Source organism: Micromonospora sp. NPDC050187 (genome assembly GCF_044459745.1).
In the GTDB taxonomy this organism is placed as follows: domain Bacteria; phylum Actinomycetota; class Actinomycetes; order Mycobacteriales; family Micromonosporaceae; genus Micromonospora.
The window spans coordinates 21,043-46,735 of record NZ_JBITJH010000001.1; the positions used below are offsets into that span (position 1 = coordinate 21,043).

The 25,693-nt window shown below is 73.8% G+C and carries 25 protein-coding genes and 3 tRNA genes; 15 read left to right on the forward strand and 13 right to left on the reverse strand.

Features of this window, described 5'->3' with window-relative positions:
- Positions 1–15: 15 nt before the first annotated feature.
- Entirely contained in the window at positions 16–1,500 is a 1,485-nt protein-coding gene (locus tag ACIBJE_RS00105) for a hypothetical protein (protein WP_396741121.1), read from the reverse strand.
- A gap of 150 nt (positions 1,501–1,650) precedes the next feature.
- On the opposite strand from ACIBJE_RS00105, the gene ACIBJE_RS00110 reads away from it, so the two are divergent.
- The 4 genes from ACIBJE_RS00110 to ACIBJE_RS00125 all read left to right on the forward strand — a co-directional run bounded on the left by ACIBJE_RS00110 (position 1,651) and on the right by ACIBJE_RS00125 (position 3,092).
- Positions 1,651–2,451, forward strand: a complete 801-nt coding sequence (locus ACIBJE_RS00110; RefSeq protein WP_396741122.1) for a fumarylacetoacetate hydrolase family protein — start codon at positions 1,651–1,653, stop codon at positions 2,449–2,451.
- Positions 2,452–2,580: 129 nt separating this feature from the next.
- Positions 2,581–2,652, forward strand: a tRNA-Gln gene (locus ACIBJE_RS00115).
- Positions 2,653–2,790: 138 nt separating this feature from the next.
- A tRNA-Glu gene (locus ACIBJE_RS00120) sits at positions 2,791–2,863 on the forward strand.
- A 153-nt stretch (positions 2,864–3,016) separates the two neighbouring features.
- Positions 3,017–3,092, forward strand: a tRNA-Glu gene (locus ACIBJE_RS00125).
- Between the two features lie 174 nt (positions 3,093–3,266).
- Here the strand turns inward: ACIBJE_RS00125 and ACIBJE_RS00130 are convergent.
- Complete coding sequence (locus ACIBJE_RS00130) at positions 3,267–3,953, reverse strand: IclR family transcriptional regulator (RefSeq protein WP_091458257.1); 687 nt, start codon at positions 3,951–3,953, stop codon at positions 3,267–3,269.
- 49 nt (positions 3,954–4,002) lie between these two features.
- On the opposite strand from ACIBJE_RS00130, the gene leuC reads away from it, so the two are divergent.
- From leuC to ACIBJE_RS00145, 3 genes are all read left to right on the forward strand, one after another.
- Positions 4,003–5,448 carry a 3-isopropylmalate dehydratase large subunit gene (gene leuC / locus ACIBJE_RS00135; protein WP_396741124.1) on the forward strand — a complete coding sequence of 482 codons (1,446 nt, stop codon included), beginning with the start codon at positions 4,003–4,005 and terminating at the stop codon, positions 5,446–5,448.
- 16 nt (positions 5,449–5,464) lie between these two features.
- A complete protein-coding gene (gene leuD / locus ACIBJE_RS00140; RefSeq protein ID WP_396741126.1) occupies positions 5,465–6,052 on the forward strand; it encodes a 3-isopropylmalate dehydratase small subunit in 588 nt (195 codons plus the stop codon).
- A 173-nt stretch (positions 6,053–6,225) separates the two neighbouring features.
- Positions 6,226–7,020 carry an HU family DNA-binding protein gene (locus ACIBJE_RS00145; protein WP_396741128.1) on the forward strand — a complete coding sequence of 265 codons (795 nt, stop codon included), beginning with the start codon at positions 6,226–6,228 and terminating at the stop codon, positions 7,018–7,020.
- A 205-nt stretch (positions 7,021–7,225) separates the two neighbouring features.
- Here ACIBJE_RS00145 and ACIBJE_RS00150 read toward each other — a convergent pair whose 3' ends face one another.
- The 5 genes from ACIBJE_RS00150 to cofC form a co-directional block, all read right to left on the reverse strand.
- Positions 7,226–8,104, reverse strand: a complete 879-nt coding sequence (locus ACIBJE_RS00150; protein ID WP_396742191.1) for an NUDIX domain-containing protein — start codon at positions 8,102–8,104, stop codon at positions 7,226–7,228.
- The gene (locus ACIBJE_RS00155) at positions 8,092–9,627 is read right to left on the reverse strand and encodes a CHAD domain-containing protein (RefSeq protein WP_396741130.1); all 1,536 of its coding nucleotides are present in this window, start codon (positions 9,625–9,627) and stop codon (positions 8,092–8,094) included. Before ACIBJE_RS00155 ends, ACIBJE_RS00150 begins: the two co-directional genes overlap by 13 nt.
- Before the next feature lie 26 nt (positions 9,628–9,653).
- Positions 9,654–11,876, reverse strand: coding sequence for an RNA degradosome polyphosphate kinase (locus tag ACIBJE_RS00160; RefSeq protein WP_396742193.1), 2,223 nt, complete (start codon positions 11,874–11,876; stop codon positions 9,654–9,656).
- Between the two features lie 234 nt (positions 11,877–12,110).
- Positions 12,111–12,308 (reverse strand): cold-shock protein, encoded by a 198-nt coding sequence (locus ACIBJE_RS00165; RefSeq protein WP_396741132.1) that lies wholly within the window; start codon positions 12,306–12,308, stop codon positions 12,111–12,113.
- Positions 12,309–12,333: 25 nt separating this feature from the next.
- Positions 12,334–12,975, reverse strand: a complete 642-nt coding sequence (gene cofC, locus ACIBJE_RS00170) for a 2-phospho-L-lactate guanylyltransferase (RefSeq protein WP_396741134.1) — start codon at positions 12,973–12,975, stop codon at positions 12,334–12,336.
- Positions 12,976–13,098: 123 nt separating this feature from the next.
- Between cofC and ACIBJE_RS00175 the strand changes: the two genes are divergently transcribed.
- Genes ACIBJE_RS00175 through ACIBJE_RS00190 form a run of 4 tightly spaced genes read left to right on the forward strand, consistent with a single transcriptional unit; the run spans position 13,099 to position 16,852 of the window.
- On the forward strand, positions 13,099–13,854 hold the full coding sequence (locus tag ACIBJE_RS00175) for a lysophospholipid acyltransferase family protein (protein ID WP_396741136.1): 756 nt from the start codon (positions 13,099–13,101) through the stop codon (positions 13,852–13,854).
- Positions 13,855–13,877: 23 nt separating this feature from the next.
- A complete protein-coding gene (locus ACIBJE_RS00180) occupies positions 13,878–14,876 on the forward strand; it encodes an NAD(P)H-dependent glycerol-3-phosphate dehydrogenase (protein WP_396741138.1) in 999 nt (332 codons plus the stop codon).
- A gap of 13 nt (positions 14,877–14,889) precedes the next feature.
- Positions 14,890–16,032: a cystathionine gamma-lyase gene (locus ACIBJE_RS00185; RefSeq protein ID WP_396741140.1), complete on the forward strand. Its 1,143-nt coding sequence runs from the start codon at positions 14,890–14,892 to the stop codon at positions 16,030–16,032.
- 10 nt (positions 16,033–16,042) lie between these two features.
- A complete protein-coding gene (locus ACIBJE_RS00190; RefSeq protein WP_396741142.1) occupies positions 16,043–16,852 on the forward strand; it encodes a putative protein N(5)-glutamine methyltransferase in 810 nt (269 codons plus the stop codon).
- Positions 16,853–16,884: 32 nt separating this feature from the next.
- Here ACIBJE_RS00190 and ACIBJE_RS00195 read toward each other — a convergent pair whose 3' ends face one another.
- Together ACIBJE_RS00195 and ACIBJE_RS00200 are read right to left on the reverse strand one after the other, a co-directional pair.
- On the reverse strand, positions 16,885–17,121 hold the full coding sequence (locus tag ACIBJE_RS00195; RefSeq protein ID WP_396741144.1) for a DUF397 domain-containing protein: 237 nt from the start codon (positions 17,119–17,121) through the stop codon (positions 16,885–16,887).
- Positions 17,122–17,123: 2 nt separating this feature from the next.
- A complete protein-coding gene (locus ACIBJE_RS00200; RefSeq protein ID WP_396741146.1) occupies positions 17,124–17,969 on the reverse strand; it encodes a helix-turn-helix domain-containing protein in 846 nt (281 codons plus the stop codon).
- 629 nt (positions 17,970–18,598) lie between these two features.
- Here ACIBJE_RS00200 and ACIBJE_RS00205 point away from each other — a divergent pair.
- Positions 18,599–18,817: a hypothetical protein gene (locus tag ACIBJE_RS00205; RefSeq protein ID WP_396741148.1), complete on the forward strand. Its 219-nt coding sequence runs from the start codon at positions 18,599–18,601 to the stop codon at positions 18,815–18,817.
- 38 nt (positions 18,818–18,855) lie between these two features.
- Here ACIBJE_RS00205 and ACIBJE_RS00210 read toward each other — a convergent pair whose 3' ends face one another.
- On the reverse strand, positions 18,856–20,109 hold the full coding sequence (locus tag ACIBJE_RS00210; RefSeq protein WP_396741150.1) for an ATP-binding protein: 1,254 nt from the start codon (positions 20,107–20,109) through the stop codon (positions 18,856–18,858).
- Positions 20,110–20,315: 206 nt separating this feature from the next.
- Between ACIBJE_RS00210 and ACIBJE_RS00215 the strand changes: the two genes are divergently transcribed.
- Positions 20,316–21,410, forward strand: a complete 1,095-nt coding sequence (locus tag ACIBJE_RS00215) for a D-alanine--D-alanine ligase family protein (RefSeq protein WP_396741152.1) — start codon at positions 20,316–20,318, stop codon at positions 21,408–21,410.
- A 147-nt stretch (positions 21,411–21,557) separates the two neighbouring features.
- Here the strand turns inward: ACIBJE_RS00215 and ACIBJE_RS00220 are convergent, their stop codons facing one another.
- Positions 21,558–22,280, reverse strand: a complete 723-nt coding sequence (locus ACIBJE_RS00220) for a DUF3515 family protein (protein WP_396741154.1) — start codon at positions 22,278–22,280, stop codon at positions 21,558–21,560.
- Complete coding sequence (locus ACIBJE_RS00225; RefSeq protein WP_088980226.1) at positions 22,281–22,514, reverse strand: Lrp/AsnC ligand binding domain-containing protein; 234 nt, start codon at positions 22,512–22,514, stop codon at positions 22,281–22,283.
- Positions 22,515–22,609: 95 nt separating this feature from the next.
- Here ACIBJE_RS00225 and ACIBJE_RS00230 point away from each other — a divergent pair, with 95 nt between their 5' ends.
- Both ACIBJE_RS00230 and ACIBJE_RS00235 read left to right on the forward strand, forming a co-directional pair.
- Positions 22,610–23,599 carry a thiamine-phosphate kinase gene (locus ACIBJE_RS00230; RefSeq protein WP_396741156.1) on the forward strand — a complete coding sequence of 330 codons (990 nt, stop codon included), beginning with the start codon at positions 22,610–22,612 and terminating at the stop codon, positions 23,597–23,599.
- Between the two features lie 197 nt (positions 23,600–23,796).
- Positions 23,797–24,264 (forward strand): GNAT family N-acetyltransferase, encoded by a 468-nt coding sequence (locus ACIBJE_RS00235; protein ID WP_396741158.1) that lies wholly within the window; start codon positions 23,797–23,799, stop codon positions 24,262–24,264.
- A 122-nt stretch (positions 24,265–24,386) separates the two neighbouring features.
- Here ACIBJE_RS00235 and ACIBJE_RS00240 read toward each other — a convergent pair whose 3' ends face one another.
- On the reverse strand, positions 24,387–25,640 hold the full coding sequence (locus ACIBJE_RS00240) for an ATP-grasp domain-containing protein (RefSeq protein ID WP_396741160.1): 1,254 nt from the start codon (positions 25,638–25,640) through the stop codon (positions 24,387–24,389).
- Between the last annotated feature and the right edge of the window lie 53 nt (positions 25,641–25,693).

The following is a 25,693-nucleotide window of genomic DNA, read 5'->3' on the forward strand; positions in this document are numbered from 1 at the left end:
CGCCCCGCGTCGCCGTCAGGGCACGTCCACCCGCACCCCGGCGGAGAACACCCCGCTGCGCAGTTCCACCTGTCTCGGCGGCTCCGGTCCGCCGACCGTGAAGACCAGCGGCACCACCATCCGCTGGTCGGCCGCCACGGGTTCGGCGAAGACGTCCCGTCCCTGGTTGGCGGCCCGGGTTGCCGGCTCGTCGGCGTTGACCCACCGGCCGTCCGGCAGGTACGCCCGCTGGAGTTCCCCGTGCCAGACCTGCTGCTGCGGGGTGAGGTTGCGCACCCCGACCGTCGCCTGGCAGCGTCGGCGGTCCGACGCCGGGTCGCAGGCCATCCGGTAGACGGTGAACTCGAACGCCGCCTCCCGCAGGGGCACCCCGAGCGCGCCGGCACGTCCCTGCCCGGTCCACGCGCCGCTGGTGGGCGCCGCACCGGTGTCGATCGCGGCGACCCGCGTGGTGGCGGTCCAGGCCGCCGCGCCGACCACCCCCACCAGGACCGCCAGGGCCACCCCGACCACCAGCCAGACCGGCGGCCGGCGGCGGCGGTACGCGGGCGACGGCACCGCCGCGCGCGGGTACACCGTGCCCCGGCCGTCGGGGCGGCCGGCGCCGTCAGGGATGGCACCGGAGCGTCCGGTCGTCGCGTCGGTCGACCGGCGGCGTCGGCGCAGCAGCCACCAGCCGGTACCGGCCAGCACCGGCAGCAGGGCCGCTCCCGCCGCCAGCGCGGTGGTGGGGCGCTGCCAGAGCGGCGTCGACTCGGCCCCGGACCCCGGATCAGCGGCCTGCTGCCAGGTCGCCGTCGCGCAGTCGTACGGCCGGTTGCCGGCCCCGTCGAAGGCGCAGGCCGGGGCGGTCAGCGGCCGGTCTGCGGCGGCGGTCAGCGCGGTGTTCAGGGTCGTGGTGCTGCGGGCCGGCAGGGTGAGCCGCCAGGTGACCTCGGCCGAGCCGGCCCGGCCGGCGGCCCGGGTCGTCCGCCCCCCGGCGGTGACCGTGGCCGCCGACGCGCCGGGCGGCAGTTCCTGGCGGACCGTGGTGTCGACCGGGGCGTTGCCGTCGTTGCGTACCTCGATCCGGTAGGCCGGGGCCGGCGTACCGGCGGGGGCGACGCGGACCCGGACCACCGGCGGTGCCCCCCGGTCCGCTCCGTGGCGCGTGCTCCGCTCGCCGGCGGTGGACCCGGTGCCGGGGGTGGCCCGGGTGCCGGGTCCGGTGGCCGGGCCCGTCGGCCGCGCCGCCGCCGGGGCAGGGATGGCCGACGGCGCGCCCGGCTGCCGGGCCTGTGCCCCGGCCACCGGCCCCGCCGCCGGGGCCGGCGGACCGGCCGTGGACGGGGGAGCCAGCTCCGCGAGCGCCGTACGGGCCGGTGGTGACGTAGGTGTGACCACGGGTGTCACCGCCGCACGCGGCGGGTCGGGTGTCGGCAGCGCCGGCAGCGCGGTGAGGACACCGAGGCAGTGGACGACCACCGCGAGGGTCCGGTGGGGCCGTGTCGATGCAGGCATACGAACCACCTCCCGGGCCGACGCTAGGGGGATGGCCGTCCCGCCCGGATGGAAAGTGCCGAAGCCGGCCCGTCCGACCAGCGGCGCCGGTACGCTGCGCCGCCCGTGGCGAGGTGCCCGTGGCCTGGGCGGCAGGGCTAGATTGGCGGTGTGCGTATCGCTCGTTTCGCTCATGCCAAGGGAATGTCGTTCGGTGCCGTCGAGGGGGAGCCGGGGGCGGGACCGCAGGGTCTCACCATCGCCGAGATCGAGGGGCACCCGTTCGGGCAGATCCAGTTCAGCGGTGCCCGGTGGGCTCTGTCGGACGTCCGCCTGCTCTCGCCGATCCTGCCCAGCAAGGTGGTCTGCGTCGGTCGCAACTACGCCGACCACGCCGCCGAGCACGGCAGCGAGGTGCCGAAGGAGCCGCTGCTCTTCCTCAAACCCTCCACCAGCGTCATCGGTCCGCGTGACGCGATCCGGCTGCCGATCTTCTCCCGGCAGGTCGAGCACGAGGCGGAGTTGGCCGTGGTGATCGGGCCGCCCGGTGCCCGGCGTGCCGACCGGGCCGCCGCCGAGCGGGCCATCTTCGGCTACACCTGCGCCAACGACGTGACCGCCCGTGACCTGCAACGCAACGACGGGCAGTGGACCAGGGCCAAGGGCTTCGACTCGTTCTGTCCGCTCGGGCCCTGGATCACCACCGGGCTGGACGTCGGTGACCTGGAGGTCCGCTGTGAGGTCGGTCGCGACCCGGAGGAGATGGAGGTCCGTCAGCTGGGCCGGACCAAGGACATGGTCTTCGACGTGCCGTCCCTGGTGTCGTACGTCTCGCACGTGATGACGCTGCTGCCCGGGGACGTCGTGCTGACCGGCACTCCGGCCGGGGTTAGTCCGCTCCTGGACGGGGATACCGTCACGGTACGTATCGACGGGATCGGGGAACTCTCGAACCCGGTGGTCTCGCTCTGATGACCGGTGTGGAGGGTGAAGCCGCAGCTCAGTCGCGGTTTCGGTAACCCGATTTGGCCTGTCGGCACCGGTGGAGTAAAGTTTCTCCCCGGTGCCGGAAGGTGCCGATCCGGTGCCGCAAGGCACCAATGGGGTATGGGGTAATTGGCAGCCCGACTGATTCTGGTTCAGTTAGTCTAGGTTCGAGTCCTGGTACCCCAGCGCAACCGAGGTTCGAGAGAGCCTCGGACGCTGGATTCTTGCGGAGTTCGCCTCCCGCCTCCACACGGAGACGGGAATTCGATCTCTGTTAGAGTGCAGCATCGCCGCCCGCGAGGGTGGTGGTGCACGAGAAGTTCTGGCCCCGTCGTCTAGCGGCCCAGGACGCCGCCCTCTCAAGGCGGTAGCGCCGGTTCGAATCCGGTCGGGGCTACAGCGTCACCGGTCCGTCCCGTGTCAGTCAACGGGGCGGGCTGTTTCGCTTCTGCCGGGTCTACCCGGTCCCACCCGGTCGACACCCGGCCCGGGGGACATGGTTAGACTACGGCGGCACCGCCCGGCAGGGTGGTGAAGCAGGAAAAGTCTTGGCCCCGTCGTCTAGCGGCCCAGGACGCCGCCCTCTCAAGGCGGTAGCGCCGGTTCGAATCCGGTCGGGGCTACCAACCAACGCGGCCCGGTCCACCATCACAGGTGGCCCGGGCCGCGCCCGTATCTCCCCCTCCACGCCTTGTCCGCGCCTTGTCCGCGTTGATCAAGAGGTTTGCGTCACGGAGCGGGTGATCCGGTGACGCAAACCTCTTGATCAACGCCTCGGGGTGGGCGGGATGGGGTGGGGGTCAGAGGCCGGAGAGGCGTTGGCCGGCTCTCACCACGGCCATGGCGTGGCGTTCGCCGGGGCGGCGGCCGAGGCGTTCGATCGGTCCGGAGATGCTGATTGCGGCGATCACCCGCCCGGTGCGGTCGCGGATCGGAGCCGAGACGCTCGCCACACCCGCCTCCCGTTCCGCGACACTCTGCGCCCAGCCGCGTCGGCGTACCTCGGCGAGGGTGCGGCCGGTGAACTTCGACCGGGGCAGGAGTGGCATCACCGCCTCCGGTGGCTCCCAGGCGAGCAGGATCTGGGCCGCCGAGCCGGCGGTCATCGGCAGGACCGAGCCGACCGGCACGGTGTCCCGCAGGCCGCTGGCCCGCTCGGCAGCGGCCACGCAGACCCGCTCGTCGGCCCGCCTGAGGTAGAGCTGGGCGCTCTCCCCGGTGGCGTCGCGCAGGGCGGCCAGCAGCGGCTCCGCCGCGGTCAGCAGCACGTCCGGCGCGGCGTTGGCCAGCTCACCGAGGCGTGGACCGGGCCGCCACCGCCCCTGTGTGTCCCGGACGAGCATCCGGTGGATCTCCAGCGCCTGCGCGAGCCGATGGGCCGTGGCCCTCGGCAGCTTGGTGCGATCAACGAGTTCGGCCAGGCTGGCGCCGTCGACACAGGCGGCCAGGATGACCACCGCCTTGTCGAGAACGCCGACACCGCTCATACTGTGTCCCACAAGCCGAAATTTACCTCCCAGAATTTAGGATGTCCAGATGGTGGGAGTCACTCCGAAGCCAAAGACCTTGGCCGAGAAGGTCTGGGACGCGCACGTCGTGCGATCCGCCGAGGGCGAGCCCGACCTGCTCTACATCGACCTGCATCTGCTGCACGAGGTCACCAGCCCGCAGGCGTTCGACGGCCTCCGTCTGGCCGGACGCCCGGTGCGGCGGACCGATCTGACCATCGCGACCGAGGACCACAACACCCCGACCGGGTACGCCGATCCGGCGTTCCGCCAGCGCCGGGGTGACCTGCTCACGATCGCCGACCCGACCTCCCGCACCCAGATCGAGACGTTGCGCCGCAACTGCGCCGAGTTCGGCGTCCGGCTGCACCCGCTGGGTGACGAGAACCAGGGCATCGTCCACGTCATCGGTCCCCAGCTCGGCCTGACCCAGCCCGGCATGACGATCGTCTGCGGCGACTCGCACACCGCCACCCACGGTGCGTTCGGGGCGCTGGCCTTCGGCATCGGCACCAGTGAGGTCGAACACGTCCTGGCCACCCAGACGCTGCCGCAGGCCCGCCCGAAGACCATGGCGGTGAACGTCACCGGCCAGCTCGGCCCCGGGGTGACCGCCAAGGACCTGGTGCTCGCGCTGATCACGCAGGTCGGCACCGGCGGTGGTCGCGGCCACATCGTGGAGTACCGGGGGGAGGCGATCCGGTCGCTGTCCATGGAGGGACGGATGACCATCGCCAACATGTCCATCGAGTGGGGCGCGAAGGCCGGCATGATCGCCCCCGACGAGACGACCTTCGCGTACCTCGAGGGGCGGCCGAACGCGCCGCAGGGAGCCGACTGGGACGCCGCGGTGGCGTACTGGCGGACGCTCCCCACCGACGAGGGGGCCGTCTTCGACGCCGAGGTCACCCTGGACGCCTCCCGGGTGACGCCGTTCGTCACCTGGGGTACCAACCCGGGCCAGGGTGCGCCTCTGGCCGAGCGGGTGCCCGACCCGGACGAGTTCGACCACGAGGCCGAGCGGACCGCCGCCCGCCGCGCGCTGGAGTACATGGACCTGCGTCCCGGTACGCCGCTGCGCGACCTCGCCGTGGACGTGGTCTTCGTCGGCTCCTGCACCAACGGCCGGCTGGAGGACCTCCGCGCGGCGGCCGACGTGCTGCGTGACCGGCGGGTCGCCGACGGGGTACGGATGCTGGTGGTGCCCGGCTCCGCCGCGGTCCGCCAGGCCGCCGAGGCGGAGGGACTGCACAAGGTCTTCACCGACGCCGGGGCGGAGTGGCGCTTCGCCGGCTGTTCCATGTGTCTGGGCATGAACCCGGACACCCTCTCGCCGGGGCAGCGGTCCGCCTCCACCTCCAACCGCAACTTCGAGGGCCGGCAGGGCCGGGGTGGGCGTACGCATCTGGTGTCGCCCCCGGTCGCCGCCGCCACCGCCGTGGTCGGCCGGCTGGCCGCGCCGGCCGATCTGTGAAGGGATGACTGGGACGATGGACAGGTTCACCACGCACACCGGCACCGCCGTGCCATTGCGGCGCTCCAATGTGGACACGGATCAGATCATTCCCGCGGTGTACCTCAAGCGGGTGACCCGGACCGGTTTCGCCGACGGCCTCTTCAGTGCGTGGCGGGAGGACCCGGGATTCGTGCTGAACGATTCCTCGTATTCCGGGGCATCGATTCTCGTCGCTGGTCCCGAGTTCGGCACCGGGTCATCCCGCGAGCACGCGGTGTGGGCGCTCCGGGACTGGGGCTTCCGGGCGGTGATCTCGCCCCGCTTCGGTGACATCTTCCGTGGCAACGTGTTGAAGGAGGGACTCCTCCCGGTCGAGCTGGAATTGAAGACGGTCGAAGAGTTGTGGGATCGGCTCGACGCCGACCCGACCACCCGGGTCACCGTCGACCTGGCGGCGCGTGAGGTCCGGGTCGGGGCGGACACCTGGTCCTTCCCCATGGACGACTTCAGCCGTTGGCGGCTCATGGAAGGCTTGGACGACATTGGACTGACCCTCCGCCACGAGTCGGAGATCAGTGCCTACGAGGCCCGTCGGTTGCCGTTCCTGCCTGTCCTGAGCTAGCCGGAAGGTCCACCCGCGCCTTGGGTTTTCGCCCCCGTCGGTCCACCGGCGGGGGCGAATCCGTTACGACACAAGGGCTTTTTTCCACCGAATGTTTGTGTCCAGGCAGCAGAGGGCATACCGTGCGCGCAGAATGGCTCGCGTCGAGTCAGTTGCACAATCGGGAGGAAGTCGTGAACAAGGCCGAGCTCATCGAGGCGCTCGCCGCTCGCCTGGGGGACAGGAAGTCGGCGACTGCGGCGCTCGACGCGGTCCTCGCTGAGGTCCAGGCGGCGGTGGCGAAGGGCGAGAAGGTGTCCATCACCGGTTTCGGAGCGTTCGAGAAGCGCGTACGCGCCGCCCGAACAGCCCGTAACCCTCGCACCGGAGAGGCGGTGAAGGTCAAGAAGACATCCGTGCCGACCTTCCGTCCGGGCGCCGGGTTCAAGGAGATGGTGGCCAGCGGCAAGGCGCCGAAGGCCACCACCGCCGCGAAGAAGACCACGACCGCTGCGAAGACGACGGCGGCGGCGAAGGCGACCGGGACCAAGGCGACCGGGGCGGCGAAGGCGACCGGCGCCAAGGCCACCGGGGCCAAGGCGACCACGGCCAAGGCGACCGGCGCCAAGGCGACCACGGCCAAGGCGGCCGGAACGAAGGCCACCGGGGCGAAGGCGACCGGCACGAAGAAGGCCACCGCCGGGGCCAAGGCTGCCCCGGCGACGGCCACCAAGGCCGCGACGAAGGCGACCACCAAGGCCGCCGGCACCAAGGCCACCGCCACCAAGGCGGCCGGCGCGAAGGCCGCGCCGGCGAAGAAGAGCGCCACCACCAAGGCCACGGCGGCGAAGAAGACGACCACGGCCACGAAGACGGCCGCCGCGAAGAAGGCCGGCACCACGACGGCCAAGAGCACGGCGGCGAAGAGCACGGCGGCGAAGAAGGCGCCGGCCCGTAAGGCCCCGGCGAAGAAGACCGCCACCCGCTGATCCCGCACCGGCCGAGGGCGTCCACCGTCGAGGTGGGCGCCCTTCGTCGTTCCCTGCCCGGGAGACCGGCCCCGGCCGGCGACCGCCCGGGTCGGGTCGACCGGCGAACAACCGGGTCGGGTCGACCGACGAACAACCGGGGCCGGTCGGCCGGCGACCGCTCGGGGCCGGTTCGGCCAACGAATGCTCGGGGCCGGGTCGGGGCTCAGAGACGGTCGGGCGGGAGCAGTCCGTCGGCGGTGAACGCCAGCAGCCAGCCGGCACCCTTGGCGGTGGCGAAGTCGTCCGACCGGCCGGTCAGCCGCTCCAGGGCCGGCGGGATCACCTTGCCCTGGCTGCACACCACGACCGGCCCGCCTTCGGTGGCCAGCGCGGTCAGCCGGGCCGCGGCGGCCAGGGCGCGCTCCACCGGCTGCTGCCCCGGCTCCGGCTCGTCCAGGTCGCGGTTCACCTCGATCGGCAGGTCCAGCAACTCGGCCAGCGGGCCGAGGGTCTGCACGCAGCGCCGGGGCGAGGCGGAGACGAGGCGTGCCGGGCGGATCGCGGCCACCAGCCGGGCGAGCGTCCGCGCCTGCGTCCAACCGGTGGCGTCCAGCGGCCGGGCGGTGTCCGGTCCGGACCAGGTGCCCCGGGTACCGGCCTGCGCGTGCCGGACCAGCGCCACCGTCCCGGTCACCGGTGGCAGGGTCGCGAACGCGCGCAGGACCTCGGCGTCGTGCGGGTAGCTCACCAGTTCCAGCGCCGCCGCCAGCGGCAGCCAACGCACCTCGTCGACCTCGGTGCCCGCCTGGAAACCCCCGTCCGCCCCCGCCCGCAGCGACCAGTAGTCGACCACCTTGGGGCGGCCCTCGCTGCGGTACGAGACGCTCGGCAGGCGGACCTGCGGCACTCCCTGGACGTCGGTCTCCTCGGCGACCTCGCGGAGTGCGGCGAGCAACGGGTGTTCCCCCGGCTCCAGTTTGCCCTTCGGCAGCGACCAGTCCCCGTACCGGGGCCGGTGCACCAGGCAGACCTCCACCCCGCCGTCGGTGGCGGGACGCCACGCCACCCCGCCTGCCGCCCGGATCACGCTCACCGCAGCCAGCCCTTCCGGCGGCGTACCGCCCGACGCCAGGTGTCCGGGAAGTCGGCGCGGGCCCGGCGGACGTCGGCCCGTTCGCGCTCGGCCAGCCGACCGGCGGTCACCGCCAGGGTCGGGTCGTCGGGGTGCGCCAGGGCCAGCGCCGTCCAGGTGTCGGCGGCCACCGCGGCGTCCTGGTGCGCGCCGAGCAGCGTCTGGCTCTCCCGGACCGCCCGGGCGAGTTTCGCCGCACCCGCACCCAGCACCGGGGCGACCGCCTCCAGCGCGTAGCGGGCCCGCTTGGCCGCCTTGCGGACGTCGTGCCACTGCTCGTCCGGCCCGAGCGGGTCCAGCGCGGGCACGCCGCCGTGCCGGTCGGTGCCGTGCGCCAACCTGCGCCACGGCTTCCGGACCAGTCGGGGCAGCGCCTTCGCCGCCGGTGCGTCCGCCTTGCCCGTCAGGCGGGGGGCGCGGTCCGCCGCCACCAGGGACTCCACCAGGGCGAGGTAGCGGGGCGAGCGCAGCGCATCGGCCACGGCGGTGGCGGCCTGCCGCTGCCGGGCGGCGAGCGTGGCGTCCAGCCGGTCCACCGCGTCCGCGTCGAGCGGGCTGACCGGGTCGGCTCCGGCGGTACGCCGCAGCCGGTCGCGGAGCACCTCGACGTCCCGGGCCTCGCCGAGCACCCCGGCGAGCCAACGCAGCTCGTCGGCGAGCGGATCCGCCCAGGTGGCGTCGAGCAGCGGAGCGAAGGTGCGCAGGTCGCTGCGGAGCCGTCGGGTGCCGACCCGCATCTTCCGGACCGCCTCGACGTCGCCGGCCTCCTCGCCGAGGCGGACCAGCGGGTCGTAGCGGAGGATGCGGCGCACGCCGCGCCGGATCGCCGCGGTGACCACGTCACCGGCGGTCGGCTCCGCCGGCAGGTCGCCGGGGGCCACCAGATCCGGTGCCTGCCGCGCGGCGGCGCCGAGCGCCTTCACGTGCTTGGGGACGAACTCGGCCAGCCGGGCGCCCGCCGTGGTGAGCAGCGCGTCCACCCGGTCGAGCAGGTCGGTGTCCGCGCTGCCGCGTTCGACCTCCACCTCGCGGAAGCTCAGGTCGACGGTGCCGGTCGAGCCCTCGGCGGCCAGCGAGGTCACCGCGTCCTCGACCACCTCGGCGAGCAGTTCGCCGTCGGCGTCGCGCAGTCGACGAATGTCCCGGACCGTGCTGATCAGGGCGACCGCAGCCAGCGGCGCACCCCGGTGGTGCACGGTGACCAGCTCGGCCAGCTCCGTCGGCACGGTGTCGGCCGACCCCGGACGGGAGATCTCGTGCCGGGCCCCGGGGGAGCCGGTGGGCAGTTTCACCGTCCAGGGCGGCTGGTCGCCCTCCCGGTGCCGCAACGAGACCCCGGCCCGGGCCAGTCGCAGGTCGGCGGTGTCGAAATAGGTGGCGACCAGGGTCACCGGTGCCGGACTGTCGACCCGTCCTCCCGAGGGCAGGGCGGGGGACAGGTCCGGCAGCCGGAAGGCGGCCGGCACCGCGTACTTGCGCTCCTGTTCGACCATCGCCCCAGACTATGTCGGCCGCCGGGTCAACCGGCGGTGCCACCGACCCGGCGCAACAGCAGCTCCTGAAGGTGCTGCGCCGGCGCGTCCGGGGTGCTCTCCCGGCGGCTCCAGGTGCCGTCGGCGGCCAACTCGAACGCGTCCACCTCGGGACTCATCGCGGCGGTCAGCACGTGGTCCAGCTCGGCGCGGGCGACCGGATCGCTCACCTGGACCAGCGCCTCGACCCGGCGGTCCAGGTTGCGGTGCATCAGGTCGGCCGAGCCCATCCAGAACTCCGCCGCGCCGTCGTTGCCGAACCGGAAGATCCGGGAGTGCTCCAGGAACCGGCCGAGGATCGACCGGACCCGGATGTTCTCCGACAGCCCCGGCACGCCCGGACGTAGCGTGCACATGCCCCGGATGACCAGGTCCACGTGCACCCCGGCCCGGGACGCCCGGTAGAGCGCGTCGGTGACCTCCTCGTCCACCAGGGAGTTCACCTTGATCTGCACCAGTCCGGGCGCACCGAGCCGGGTGTGCGCGATCTCCCGGTCGATCCGCTCGATGAGGCCCCGCCGGATGCCCTGCGGGGCGACCAGCAACCGCCGGTAGGTGGTCTGCCGGCTGTAGCCGGTGAGCACGTTGAACAGGTCGGTCAGGTCCGCGCCGATCTCCGGGTCGGCGGTGAGCACGCCGAAGTCCTCGTAGAGCCGGGCGGTCTTCGGGTGGTAGTTGCCGGTGCCGATGTGGCAGTAGCGGCGGATCTGGTTGCCCTCCTGCCGGACCACCAGAGAGGTCTTGCAGTGCGTCTTCAGACCCACCAGGCCGTAGACGACGTGGCAGCCGGCCCGTTCCAGGGTGCGGGCCCAGCCGATGTTCGCCACCTCGTCGAAGCGGGCCTTCAGCTCGACCAGCACCACCACCTGCTTGCCGGCCTCCGCGGCGTCGACCAGCGCGTCGACGATGGGCGAGTCGCCGCTGGTGCGGTAGAGGGTCTGCTTGATGGCCAGCACGTTCGGGTCGGCGGCGGCCTGCTCGACGAAGCGCTGCACGCTGGTCGCGAAGGAGTGGTACGGGTGGTGCACCAACACGTCCCCGTCCCGCAGGGTGGCGAAGACGCTGCGGGGCACCTCTCCCTCGGTGAGCCGGGGGTGGGTGGCCGGGACGAACGGCGGGTCCTTCAGGTCGGGGCGGTCCGCCTCGCCGTAGAGCTGCCAGAGCGCCGAGAGATCCAGCAGGCCCCGCACGCGCAGCACGTCGGTGGCGTCCATGTCCAGTTCCCGGACGAGCAGCTCCAGCATGTGGTCGGAGATGGAGGCGGCCACCTCAAGGCGCACCGGCGGGCCGAACCGCCGGCGGGCCAGCTCCCGCTCCAGGGCCTGGAGCAGGTCCTCGTCGCGGTCCTCGTCGACCTCCAGCTCCGCGTTACGGGTGACCCGGAAGAGGTGGCACTCGACCACCTCCATGCCGGAGAAGAGCTGCCCCAGGTGCACCGAGATCAGCTCCTCGACCGGCAGGAACCGCACCCCGGGCAGGTCCCGGCAGACCCGGACGAACCGGGGGACGTTGTTCGGCACCTTGACCCGGGCGAACAGTTCTGTCCCGCCGTGCGGGTCGCGGACCGTCACTGCCAGGTTGAGCGACCGCCCCGAGATGTACGGGAACGGGTGCGCCGGGTCCACGGCCAGCGGGGTCAGCACCGGGAAGATCTGCTCGCGGAAGTAGGTACGCAGCCGTTCCCGCTCCGGGTCGCCGAGGTCGGACCAGTCCAGCAGGTGGATGTCCTCGGCGGCCAGCCTCGGCCGGACGTCGTCGACGAAGCAGGTGGCGTGCCGGGCGACGAGGCCGGCGCCCTTCTCCGCGATCAGGTCGAGCTGGGTCCGCAGCGGCATCCGGTCGCCGCCGCGGACCGGCAGGCCGGCCTGGAGACGTCGCTTCAGCCCGGCGACCCGGACCATGTAGAACTCGTCGAGGTTACTGGCGAAGATGGCCAGGAACTTCGCCCGCTCCAGCAGCGGGGTGCGCGGGTCCTCGGCCAGGGTGAGCACCCGGGCGTTGAAGTCGAGCCAGGAGAGCTCCCGGTTGAGGAAGCGGTCCTCGGGCAGCGGCTCCCGCACCGGCCCGCCTCCGGTGGGGTCGGGGGCGTCCGGCCCCGCGTCGGTCGGGACGTCCGCGTCGGCCGGCGCGACCCGGCCCGGGTCGGCGACCTCCTCCACCCCGGCGGAGGCGGCGCCCCCGGCACCCTGTTCCGGCTGGCCGTCGTTGATCCGGCCGTCGACGTCGCTGGCGGTCGTCCCGTCCCCGCCACCCCGGGTGGCGCCGGACCGCGTGGGGGCGGCGTCGGTGGTGCCCGCCGGCGTGCTGTCGGCCGTCCCGGTGGCAGTCGGGCCGGACGGCTCGGGGGTACGGCGCGGGCGGACCGGTCGGCGGCGCGGAGGGGTGCTCACCTCGCCATCATGACCCGACGAGGGTGAACGCGAAATGAACTTGCGCAGGCCAGGTCAGTCCATGGTCGGCAAGGTCACCCTGACGATCTCGCCGGCGGCGTCCCGTTCGACGCGGACCCGTTGGCCGAGGCGGAGCAGGCGCAGCCCGGAGGCGTCGAAGGCGGGGGCCGGGAAGGACAGCTCGGTGCCGTCGTCGAGGAGCAGCGTCCCGGTGCGTGTCGTGCCGTCGAAGGTGGCCACCGTGCCCTGCATGCCCCGCACCGTACACCCGCGCGGGTCAGCCTGGGGCGGCGGCCGGGCAGCGGGCGGCGGCCAGTGCGGCCGTGTGCGGGCCCAGCCCGAGCCGGGCGGCGTCCGCCAGGTCGGCCGGGGTGTCCACGTCCCGGCGCAGGCTCGGCCAGCCGCCGGCCAGGGGGAGCGCCCCGCTGGCGGCGTGCGCGGCGGCCGAGCCCGCCCCGAAACGCGGGTCCAGCGGTACGCCGGCCGGCGCGGCGAGCAGCACGGTGCCGTCGCCCGGGGCGTCGGCGACGAAGTGGCGTACCTCCGGAGCGTCGGCGGTGGACCGCAGCGCCGCACCCAGGTCGGCCGGGAGCAGGGCGGGCAGGTCGGCGGTGAGCCCGGCCACCGGACCGTCGGCGGCCTCCGCGCCGTGCCGCAGCGCGGCGTTGAGCCCGGCGTCCGGGGCGTCCGGCAGCACCCGGGCGCCCGCCGCGCGGACCGCCGTGGCGACCCGGGGGTCGTCGGTCACCACCAGCAGGACGGCCACCGCGTCGCAGGCGAGCACCGCGCGGACCGTGTCCAGCGCGAGGGCCAGGGCCAGGGACTCGTGCGGTACGCCCGGCAGCGCGCCGCGTAGTCTGCTCTTCGCCACGTCAAGGCGCTTCACCGGTACCACCACGGTCCAGCTCGGCTCGCTCACGGCCTCATCCTGCCCCAGCCGGGGGCGGCACCCTCGCTGGCCCCGTCCGGGAGGAGCAGGCATGATTTCGCTGCGGGCGTCACCGGTGGACGCGGTCGCGGGCGGGCGGAACGAGGAGGCAGGGTGGCACGGCGCAGGCTGGGATTCTGGCAGTGGTTCGCCGTGGTGGTCGTCAAGCCCGTGATGACCGTCTGGACCCGCCGCACCTGGACCGGCATGGAGCACATCCCGCGCGACGGTGGGGTGATCATCGTCCCCAACCACCTCTCGTACGCCGACCCGCTGGTCTCCGCGCACTTCGTCTACGACGCCGGCCGGTGGCCGCGCTTTCTCGGCAAGGCCAGCGTCTTCCGGGTGCCGGTGGTGGGGTCGATCCTGCGCCGCTGCCGCCAGATCCCGGTCGAGCGGGGCACCGTGGACGCGGCCCGATCCCTCGACGCCCTGGTCGCCGCGCTCGACGAGGGCGGCGCGGTGGTCGTCTACCCGGAGGGCACGCTCACCCGGGAGCCGGACCTGTGGCCGATGCGCGGCAAGACCGGCGCGGCCCGGCTCGCCCTGGCCACCGGAGCGCCGGTGGTCCCGGTGGCGATGTGGGGGCCGGAGCGGATCATCGACCCCCGGCGGAACCGGGTCAGCCTGCGCCCGCGTATCCCGGTCACGGTGGCCGCCGGACCGCCGGTCGACCTGGACCGTTGGACGGACGCGCCACCGACGAAAGCGACGCTGGAAGAGATGACCGACGAGATCATGCTCGGGATCCGCGATCTGCTTGCCGAGATCCGGGGTGGCACACCCCCACCGCTGTGGGAGCGGCCGGGACGGCCGGGTGCCTTCGAGGCGAGCCGGGACGGCGTCGAGCGACCCGGGGGTGGCGCGTGAGCGCGCGGCGGGATCCGGATGCGATGAGCGGGCACGTGGCGGTGCTCGGGGCCGGGTCCTGGGGTACGGCGTTCGCCAAGATCCTCGCCGACGCGGGCCGGGAGGTGGCGATCTGGGCGCGGCGGCGACCCGTCGCCGAGGAGATCCGGCTCCGGGGGCGGAACCCGGAGTACCTGCCCGACCTGCACCTGCCGGAGCGGGTGACGGCCACCGCGGACGCGGTCGAGGCCGTCTCCGGGGCCGAGGTGGTGGTGCTGGCGGTGCCGTCCCAGACGCTGCGCGGCAATCTCGCCGAGTGGGCCGGCCACCTGGAGCCGGACGCCACGCTGGTCTCCCTGATGAAGGGGATCGAGCTGGGCACCACCAAGCGGATGAGCGAGGTGATCGTGGAGACCGCCAAGGTGGCGGCGGACCGGGTGGTGGTGGTCTCCGGCCCGAACCTGGCCCCCGAGATCGCCGCCGGTCAGCCGGCCGCCACCGTGGTCGCCTGCACCGACGTCAGGCGGGCCACGCTGGTGCAGCGTTCGGTCACCACGTCGTACTTCCGGCCGTACACCAACGACGACGTGATCGGCTGCGAGCTGGGCGGTGCGGTCAAGAACGTGATCGCCCTGTCGTACGGCATGGCCACCGCGATGGGCTTCGGGGACAACACCCGCGCCATGCTGATCACCCGGGGGCTGGCCGAGACCGCCCGGCTGGGCGTGGCGCTCGGCGCGGACCCGCTGACCTTCGCCGGGCTGGCCGGCATGGGCGACCTGGTCGGCACCTGCTCGTCGCCGCTGTCACGCAACCGCACCTTCGGTGAGCACCTGGGCCGGGGGGAGACCCTGGAACAGGCGCAGGTGGCCACCCGGCAGACCGCCGAGGGGGTCAAGAGCTGCCTGGCGATCCGCGACCTGGCCCGCGCGCACGGGGTGGAGATGCCCATCACCGAGCAGGTCGAACGGGTCTGCCACGAGGGTGTCGACCCGCGCCTGGCGGTGCGGGCCCTGATGAGCCGGACGACGAAACCGGAGTAGGACGGGGGCGGACGTGGGGGAGCGGACGAGCGGGACACCGGCGGACTGGGCCGACGGCACCCGGTGTGTGCACGCCGGGCTGCCCGAACCGGCCCCCGGCCAGCCGTTCCTCCCCGGCCCGGTCTTCGCCGCGCCGTACCACCTCGACCCGTGGCAGGGGCCGGCGGCCAGCCCGAACGGCTACGGCCGACCCGACAACCCGACCCGTCGGCTGCTGGAGGCGGCGATCGGCGAGCTGGAGGGGGGCGACTGCCGGGTCTTCGCCAGCGGACAGGCCGCGATCACCGGGCTGCTGCTGGCCGTGCTGCGTTCCGGGGACACCGTCCTGCTCCCCGCCGACGGGTACTTCCCGGTCCGCTCGTTCGCCACGCAGACCCTGGCCGGGACGGGGGTGGACGTCCGCTTCGTGCCGACCGCCGGACCGTACCCGGCGCTGGACGGCGTACGCCTGGTGCTGGTGGAGACCCCGGCCAACCCCGGCCTGGACGTCTGCGACATCGCCGCGCTGGCGGAGCGGGCGCACGCGGCCGGGGCGCTGCTCGCGGTGGACAACACCACGGCGACCCCGCTCGGCCAGCGTCCGCTGGACCTCGGCGCGGACCTGGTGGTCGCCTCCGGCACCAAGGCCCTGACCGGCCACTCGGACCTGCTCCTCGGCTACGTCGCCAGCCGGTCGGCGCACCTGCTGGAGACGGTGACCACCTGGCGCACCACCACCGGCGCGGTGCCCGGCGCGTTCGACGCCTGGCTGGCCCACCGCTCGCTGGCCACCCTGGACCTGCGGCTGGCCCGACAGTCGGCGAACGCCGAGGCGGTGGCCAGGCTGCTCGTCGGCCGTCCCGACGTGACCGGGGTGCGCTGGCCGGGGCTGCCCGACGACCCGGCCCACCCGGTGGCGTCGGTCCAGATGCGCCGGCTGCCGGGGATCGTCTCGTTCGACCTCGGCGACGCCGAGCGGGTTGCCCGGTTCGTGACGGCGTCCCGGCTGGTCACCGCCGCCACCTCGTTCGGCGGGCTGCACACCACCGCCGACCGCCGGGCCCAGTGGGGCGACGACACCGCGCCGGGCTTCGTCCGGCTCTCCTGCGGGGTGGAGGACACCGCCGACCTGGTGGCCGACCTCACCGCCGCCCTGGACGCCGTGCGCCCGGAGTGACCGCCCCACCATGGCATCGTCCACCTGCGACCGTCCCGCCATCGTCCGTCGGCTCCGCGCCGCCGGTTGTGTCTTCGCCGAGGACGAGGCGGACCTGCTCATCGCCGCCGCCGACTCACCCGCCGCGCTGGCGGCCCTCGTCGACCGTCGGGTGGCCGGCGATCCCCTGGAACACCTGCTCGGCTGGGCCGAGTTCGGTGGCCAGCGGGTGTCCGTCGCCCCGGGGGTGTTCGTGCCCCGGCGACGTACCGCGTTGCTGGCCACCGCCGCCGAGGCGGTGGCCGGGCCGGAACCGGCGGTGGTGGAACTCTGCTGCGGCTCCGGGGCGGTCTCGCTGCTGCTGGCGCGGCGGCTGCGGCCCCGCTGGCAGGCCGCCGCCGACGTCGATCCGGTCGCCGTCGGATGCGCCCGGCGCAACCTGGCCGGGCTGGGCGTGCCGGTGTACGAGGGCGACCTGTTCGACCCGCTGCCGACCCACTGGCGGGGCCGGCTGGACCTGATCGTGGCCAATGCGCCGTACGTGCCGACGGCGGCGGTGGAGTTGATGCCGCCCGAGGCCCGCCTGTACGAGCCGACCGTGGCGCTGGACGGCGGATCGGACGGGCTCGCCGTGCTGCGCCGGCTGGCCGGGGACGCGGTACGTTGGCTCGCCCCGGGCGGGCACCTGGTGGTGGAGGTCGGTGAGAGCCAGGTCGACGCACTCTGCGCGGAACTGGCCCGGTGTGGCCTGGTGCCCACGGTCACCCGTTCGGCGGAACTCGACGCGACCGCGGTGACCGCGCGCCTACGGTGTCCGCAGGGGCCCCTTCCTACAGCATAGGCACGGGAGGGTGCCCCTGCAGACACCCGGCGTCAGACCACCGGTGGGGCGGGCGGGGCGTCGGCGAAGGCGGTCCAGGCGGCTGGGGGGAAGAGGAGCGCGGGCCCGGCCGGGTCCTTGGAGTCGCGCACCGCGACGGTGTCCCTGGAGTCGCGCACCGCGACGGTGTCCGGGACGACCGCCATCTCCACGCAGGCGCCCTCGTCTCCACTGTGGCTGCTCTTGCGCCACCGGGCCGTGGCCAGCGCCGGGTGGGTCGTCGGTGTCATCGTTACCGTCCCTTCAGGAGTCGGACGAGCTGGTCGCGGCTCGCCGCCGGGCTGAGCGCGACGCTTCGCAGGTGATCCATGATCTTGGTGCAGGTACGCAGGTCACCGGGGCGGTCGAGGACCATCTGACCGGCCACCGTCTCCACCGAGGCGATGATCGGGTCCTCCGGGTCGGGGAACTCCAGAATGTGCAGGGAACCCCGGGTGCCCCGGTGGTAGCCGGCGGCCAGCGGGATGACCTGGACCGTGATGTTGGGCAGCTCGATCATCTTGACCAGGTGGTCGAGTTGTGCGGCCATAACCGCCTGGTCACCGACCGGGCGGAGCAGCGCCCCCTCGTCGAGGATCGCGTCGAAGATGGGCGGTTCCGGTCCGGTCAACCGTTGCTGCCGGTCCAGCCGGGCCTTGACCCGCTGCTCGACCCCCTCGTCGGTGAGCGTGTGCGGGCCGCCCCGCATCACCGCCCGGATGTAGTCGGCGGTCTGGAGCAGGCCCGGCACCACCGACGGCTCGAAGTTGGCGATGGCGCTCGCCTCGGCCTCCAGGGCGATGAAGTCGATGGTCCGTTTGTCGAGGACGTACGAGTAGGAAACCCACCAGCCGGGTTTGCGGGCGTCCTTGGCCAGCGCGACGGCGGCGTCGATGTCCTCGGCGCCGACGCCGTAGAGCGTGAGCAGCGCCCGGACGGTGGCCGGACTGATCAGCGTCTGGGCGTTCTCGTAGCGGGACAGGGTGCTGCGGGTGCTGTTGATCTCGTCTGCGGCGGCCTCGAGGGTCAGGCCGGCCGCCTCCCGGTGACTGCGCAGCGCGATGCCGAGCCGACGGGCCCGGGCGGTCTTCGGTGCCATGCCTCGATCGTCGCACAGATCTATGGGAATGCGTGCATGAGAGAGGGATGCATGAGAGTTGCATTCACGCTGTTCGAGGTGTCAGGCTGTAGCGGAGTCCTCACCGCCGGTGGTCGTGGCGACGGTGGTGGTGAGTGACGGAGGGGAAATGAGACGCGTGGTGGTCGGGTTCCTACTCCCCCACCCGACCACCACGTGTCTCCCACCACGGCGCACCGGAAGGGGATCAGATGACCACCGGTTGCTGGCCTCGGGTGTCGCGTTGCCGCTGGTGCGCGTGCCCGGTGCTACGGGACAACGAGGGCACGTGGATCCACGCCAACCTTGCGTACGTCTGCCGGGACTCCTCCGGTGGCCTCGCCGCCACCACGGCGGAGCCCGAGGAGGTGCGCCGTGCGTCCTGACCCCGGGCGTCCGCGACGTCCCTGCCGGCCCGGGCAGGGGAGCGCGCGACGCGCGGGAAACGACCGGACGACGGGAGCGGCCGTCCGGTACGGCGTGCCGCGCCACGCGAGGGGTGGCGTGGCGCGGCACGCGCCGTACGACGCGGGTGGGCCGGCGGCACCCGGCGGGTCGCCGGGTCCGGCCCGGGACGCACGGGGCCCCGGGTATAGCGGCGGTGATCCCCGGTGACCCGGTTCCTGGTCGTGCTCACCGACGTCCGCCCGCTCGACGGCACGGTCCGTAACGAGCGGACCATGCCGGAGCGGCGACGACAGGTGGTCAGCGCGAGCAGCCGGGCTGCCGCCGACCGGATCGCGGGCGCCTTCATGGCGCTCGGCATGGTCCGCGCCGGCCGGCAGCGGGTCAAGGTGATCGCCGTCGGACGTCGCTACGGTGGCTGCTGATCCGCCCACGGCGTGCCCCGGCCGTCGGAGCACCCGACTCAGAGCAGCCGGCGCCGCTTGAGGTAGGCGACCAGGTCGTCGTAGACGCCGCCCTCGTTGGCGAACATGGCGACGTTGCGGGCGGTGGCGAGCCACGGACGCGTCGAGGGCCGGACCTCCTTCAGCGCCCGGTCGAGGTCGCCCTGACCGATCATCCGCACCTCGCCCCGGCGTACCGAGTCGGCCATCGCGAACTCGGCGGCGGTCTCGCAGAGGTGCGCCAGGTCCGCGCCGGAGAAGTCCTCGGTCGCGGCCACCACCTTCCGCAGGTCGATTCCGGCGATCGGCCGGTCCCGCAGGTGGTATTCCAGGATGGCCCGGCGGGCCTCCGCGTCCGGCGGCAGCACCAGCACCATCCGGTCCAGCCGCCCCGGCCGGCGCAGCGCCGCGTCCACGTCCCACGGAGTGTTGGTGGCGGCCAGCACGAAGACGCCCTCGTTGTTGCCCTCCATGCCGTCCAGCTCGGCCAGCAGCTGGTTGCCGACCGTCCGCATGGAGCTGGAGGTGACCTTGGACCGTTTGTGCCCCAGCGCGTCCACCTCGTCGAGGAAGAGCACACAGGGCGCGTTGCGTCGGGCCGCCTGGAACAGCTCGTGCAGGTTCCGCTCCGAGTTGCCCATCCACATGTCCAGCACGTCCACGATCGACAGCGAGAGGAACCTCGCCCCCATCTCCCCGGCGACCGCGCGGGCCAGGAACGTCTTGCCGCAGCCGGGCGGGCCGTAGAGCATGAGGCCACCGCGCAGGCTCTTGCCGTACATCCGGCGCAGCTCCGGGTTGCGCAGCGGGCCGAGGAAGGCCAGCTCCAGCCGCTCCTTCACCGCCTCCATGCCACCGACGTCGGCCAGCCGCACCGTCGAGGTCTCCACGTCGTACGCCCGGTCCGCGTCGCCGGTCACCGGCTCCGGTTCGTCCCCGGACCGGACGAAACGGGGCGGCACGACGTCCGCCAGCTCCCGCTCGTACGCGGCGAGCGGATCGCCCGGGAAGTCCGGGGAATCCGCGGACCCGGTCGGTGCCGGGGTGCCGCCTCCGGCCGGGGCGGGGGATACGCCCAGCGCGCGCTGCATCAGGGCCTGCGCCACGGTGCTGCCCGGGTCGCGGGTCAGCGCCTGCCCGAGGTGCGCGATCGCCTCCCCGTTGCGTCCGGCGTCGAGCAGCAGCCCGGCCAGGTGCAGGCGCAACGGCAGGTCCTCCGGACGGGCGTCGACGGCGGCGGTGAGACTGGCGATCAACGGGTCGGCATCGGTCACCAGGGCAGGGTAGTGCCCGCCGCCGCGCCGCTGCGTCCTCGCCGGGGCGACCACGCACCGTATAGGCTGCGCTGACCGATTGCGGAGACGGTGGCGGCCGGTCCGGGTATCGGCACCGGCGTGCCGCCACGCACAGTAAGGTCGACCAGGCGAGCGCCGTCAGCGGCCTCGCGGGCCACCGCAGTCGCCGAACCGGAGAGAAGCCAGTGACCACCCCAGGCAAGACCCGCGTCGCCGTCGTCTTCGGTGGCCGTAGCCCCGAACACGGTATCTCCTGCGTGAGCGCGGGGAGCGTGCTCGGCGCGCTGGACCCGGACGAGTTCGACGTGGTGCCGGTTGGGATCACCCGCGCCGGGCAGTGGGTGCTGGCCGATGGGGACCCATCCCGCCTGGCGATCGCCGACCGCCGGTTGCCGGAGATCACCACGGCCACCGGCGTGGAGGTGGTGCTCCGGGCCGACCCGACCAGCGGCGGCCTGATGGTGCTCGACCCGACCGAGGGACCCCGGGCGCTCGCCGGGGTGGACGTGGTCTTCCCGGTGCTGCACGGCGCGTACGGGGAGGACGGCACCATCCAGGGCATGCTGGAGATGGCAGGCATCCCGTACGTCGGGGCGAACGTCTTCGCCTCCGCCGCCGCGATGGACAAGGAGTTCACCAAGAAGCTCTGTGCCGTCGAGGGCATCCCGGTCGGCCCGTACGCGGTGCTGCGCAGCGGCGCGACCCTCACCGAGGAGGAGAAGGAGCGCCTCGGCCTGCCGGTCTTCGTCAAGCCCTCCCGGGCCGGCTCGTCCTTCGGCATCAGCAAGGTCACCGACTGGGCCCAGCTCGACGCGGCCATCGCCACAGCCCGTCAGATCGACTCGAAGGTGCTGGTCGAGGCGGCGGTCGTCGGTCGGGAGATCGAGTGCGGCGTGCTGGAGGGGGAGGCCGGCGGCGCACCCGAGGCGTCCGTCCTGGCCGAGGTACGGGTCGTCGGCGACCACGACTTCTACGACTTCGAGGCGAAGTACATCGACGCCGACGAGGTCTGCGAGTACGACGTCCCGGCCGGGCTGCCCGAGCAGGTCACCCGGCGGGTGCGCGAGTACGCCACCCGCGCCTTCACCGCCCTGGACTGTGCCGGCCTGGCCAGGGTCGACTTCTTCGTCACCCCGGAGCTGGACGTCTACCTCAACGAGGTGAACACCATGCCGGGCTTCACCCCGTCGTCGATGTTCCCCCGGATGTGGGCGGCCTCCGGGCTGGAGTACCCGAAGCTGGTGAACCGGCTCATCCGCACCGCGCTGCGGCGCGGCTGAACGTTCCCGGCGGGCGGCTAACCGTTCCCGGCGGGCGGCGGAGCGTTCCCGGCGGGCGGCTGAGCGTTCCCGGCGGGCGGGCCGGGGCGGACGATCCCGCTGCGGCGGTGGCCCCGGTCGGGGAACCACTGCCGCAACGGGGACGACTCAGCCCCGGCAGCCGGACGGGACGGGGCCGGCGCTGAGGATGGACTCGACGATCGCCGTCGAGATCGGGCTCACCCACTGCAACGGCTGCTCGTACGTCTTCGGCACCGTCACCCGGACCGCGGCCTCCCGGTCGACCGTGGTGAGCACGGTGGCGTCGCCCTGCTCGCTGGCGTGCCAGCAGACCTGCTCGATCACCCAGACCGTGTCGGTCAGGGGAATGGTCGGCTCGGGAACGCCGCAGGACACGGTGAGCGCCGGGTCGCCGTACGCCGCGTTCTGCTCGGGTCCGGCGGTGACCGGCCGCTGCGGCAGCTCCCGGACGGTCGAGGGGAGCTTCGACAGCAGTGCGCGGCAGACCGTCGCGGGGCGTTCCGCCAGCGGCTGGGCGGCCATCTCCACCGGGACGGTGGACTTCGGCCCGAGCGCCTGCACGCTCTCGCTCGGGCTCGGCGCGGCAGCCTCGTCCGGCGAGAGCGCGTTGAAGGTGAAACCGGCCACAGCCACGGTGACCGGCAGGGCGACCAGCGCGGCGACCAGGGCCGCTGTCCGGGTCGACCGGTCCCAGCCGCCGCGCCGCTTCACCGGACCGCCGGCCGGCTCCGCGCCGGTTTTCGCCGGGCCGGGCCGGTCCGCGTCAGTGTTCGCCGGGCCGCTCGGCTCCGCGCCGGTGGCCGCCGTGGTCTCCTCGGGGCCGGTGGGGGGAGTCTTCTCGTCGTCCACTTACAGTCGCACCACCGAACAGGTCAGGGTGCGGGTGATGCCGGGCACCATCTGCACCTTGCTGACAATCAGTTTGCCGAGCTCGTCGACGTTGTTCGCCTCGGTGAGCACCACCACGTCGTACGGCCCGGTGACGGCGTCGACCCGTACCACGCCGGCAAGATCCGCGATCACACCGGCCACGTCACGTGCCCGGCCGACCTCGGTCTGGATGAGGATGTACGCCTGAACCACGACTCGACCTCCGTCCGTCGCCACCAGGGGCGGCCCGAGGAGTGAAACTACCCTACCCACCAGGTCCGACCCCGATCGGTGGTCAAGGAGAAGCGGTGAGCGAGCGCAGCGGCGTGGAGCGTAAGAACGGTGACGCCGACAACGACAGGAGCGTCGTGGGCAGCGGAGAGTTCCAGCTGATCGACCGGGTAACCGCCCGGCTGTCGTACGGGGCGGCCTGTCTGCTCGGCCCGGGCGACGACGCGGCAGTGGTGGCGGCCCCGGACGGCCGGGTGGTCGCCTCCACCGACGTGCTGGTGGAGGGGCGGCACTTCCGGCGGGACTGGTCCAGCGCGGTGGACGTCGGACACCGTGCGGCGGCGGCGAACCTCGCCGACATCGCGGCCATGGGCGCGAGCCCGACCGCCCTGCTGGTCGCCCTCTGCGTCCCGCCGGACCTCGATGTGACCTGGGCGGAGGGGCTCGCCGACGGGCTGGCCGCCGAGGCCGCCCGGGTGGGCGCGGGAGTGGTCGGCGGTGACATGTCCGCCAGCCCGACACTGACCGTCGCGGTGACCGCCCTCGGCGACCTGGGGGGCCGGGCCCCGGTGCTCCGCTCCGGTGCCCGCCCCGGCGACGTGGTCGCCCTGGCCGGGCGGATCGGGTACGCGGCGGCCGGCTACACCGTGCTGTCCCGGGGCTTCCGGACGCCGAAGCTGCTGGTCGAGGCGTACCGGCGGCCGGAGGTGCCCTACCCGGCCGGCCCGTACGCCGCCCGTCTCGGCGCGACCGCCATGATCGACGTCTCGGACGGGCTGGTGGCCGACATCGGGCACGTGGCTCGGGCCAGCGGGGTCGCCGTCGACGTCCGGCGCGACGCGTTCGAGGTGCCCCGGCAGATGGCCGACGCCGCCCAGGCGCTCGGCGTCGACCCGTACCGCTGGATCCTCGGCGGCGGCGACGATCATGCCCTGGCCGCGACCTTCCCGCCAGCGGTGGCGCTGCCCCCGCCGTGGCGGGCGATCGGCCGGGTGGCCGAGGGGAGCGGGGTGACCGTGGACGGCCAGCCCTGGGACGGCCCGGCCGGCTGGGACCACTTCCGCTGACCGGTGCTCCCAGCCCCTCCAGGTGTCTGCAGGGGACCCCTGCTACCGCATTTTGAGGAGCAGGGGTCCCCTGCAAACACCCGGGCCGGCTCGACGCGCCCACGACCGTGCGCCGACCGGCCCGGCGGGCAGTGACGTACGACAGGTCCGGGCCGGCCGGCCCCGATCTGGGCCGGCACCGGTCGTACCCTGCGGGGGTGAGCGACATCGAGATCCGCGTGCTGCGCTTCGACTCCGAGGTGGCGCAGCGACTGGTCCGGGCGGCCCTGGCCGACCTGGGCGCCCGGTACGGCGGCAGCGGCGACGAGACCCCGGTCGACGCGGCCGAGTTCGAGCCGCCGGACGGCGCGTTTCTCGTGGCCTACCGGGACGGGGAGCCGGTCGGCTGCGGGGGCTGGCGCAGCCACGGCGGCACCGGTGAGGTGGCGGAGGTGAAGCGGATGTACACCGCGCCGGCGGCCCGGGGCAGGGGAGTGGCCCGGGCGGTGCTGACGGCGGTGGAGCGTTCGGCACGGGACCTGGGCCGCAAGCGGATCGTCCTGGAGTGCGGGGACCGGCAGCCCGAGGCGATCGCCATGTACGAGGCGGCCGGCTACGAGCGGATCGCCAACTTCGGCTACTACCGGGACGCGCCCGGCTGCGTCTCCTTCGGCCGGACCCTCTGACGGCCGATCACGCCTCTGACGGCCGGCCGCGCCCTGCGCCGGTCAGCCGCGCCCTGGGGCGGGCGGCTCTGTCGGCCGGGCGACCGGGCCGTTCCGAGGGCGTGTGGACCGTGTCGTCGGGGTCAGGCCACCGCGAGACGGATCAGCCCGACGGCGCGCCGCGCGGCGTGTGCCGCCTCGGTCGGGTCGGCACCCCAGACCAGCACGTGACCGCAGCGCTGCCGGGAGGAGACCACCTCGGCCACCTGGTCGCCGACTGCCACGTCCAGACGCAGGTCGAGCAGACCGGGCACCCGGTGGGCCTGACGGACGTCCCGGATCGCGGTGACCGTGCCGGGCGGGGCGATCAGGAACTCCACTGCCGCCGCCGCGACCGCGCGGGCCGGCAGCGCCGGGCGTTCCCCGAGGAGCACCCGCAGGTACGCCTCGACGAACGACGCCTCGTACGCCACCGCGATCAGCGCGGCGATCAGGTCGCCGGGAAGCCGGGCGGCGCACTCCACCAGGGTCGGCACCCCGTTCGCGAGGATCCACTCGCTGTGCAGCACGCCGGTGCGGAACCCGGCCGCCCGGGCCAGCTGGCCGGCGACGTCGAGCAGGGCGCGGCACTGGGCCCCGGGCAGCCCGGACGGGACGGTGTGTCCGGTCTCCACCGGGTGCCGGCCGGGCAGCACCCGCTTGTCGGTGACGTTGCCGAAGATCACCTCGCCCTCGACCACCAGCAGTTCGACGCTGTGCTCCGAACCGGTCAGCGCCGCCTCGACCAGCACCTCGGTGGGCACCCCGGCTTCCTCCTCGGAGCCGGGCGGGTCGACGGTGGCCGCCCAGGCGGCGGCCACGGCGTCCGGGTCGTCGAGGAACTGCACCCCCAGGCTGCCGGCGCGCCGGGTCGGCTTGAGCACGCACCGTCCGCCCACCCGCCGGACGAAAGCCGCCGCCTCGGCCGACGTCCGGACCAGCGCGTACGCCGGGTTGGGCAGGCCGTGGCCGGCGGCGAGCCGGCGCAGGCGGTGTTTGTCGGTGAAGGTCTCGGCGGCGGCCACCCCGGCACCCGGCAGGCCGAGCCGTTCGGCCAGCCGTGCGGCGGCGGTGACCGCGTACTCCACGCCGGGCATGACCAGCCGGGCGGTGGCGAGCGCCGGCTGGGCCGCCAGCAGCGCGTCGACGTCGAGGGCGTCCCGTTGGTACGCCGCCGGCACCACCCGGGAGACGAACGGCATCCCGGCCAGCTCCCGGTGCAGGTCACGACGACGGATCAGCTCGGGATCCTCGACGATCACGGCACTGCCGGCGGGGAGCAGTTCACCCAGCACCCCGAGCACGCCCGGCGGCACCCCGACGATGATCATCTCGTCTCGGGTGAGGTTCAGCGCCACGGGTCGGCCCTCCGGGGTGGTTCGATACGCGGGGAGGTCGGCCCCGCGCGGGC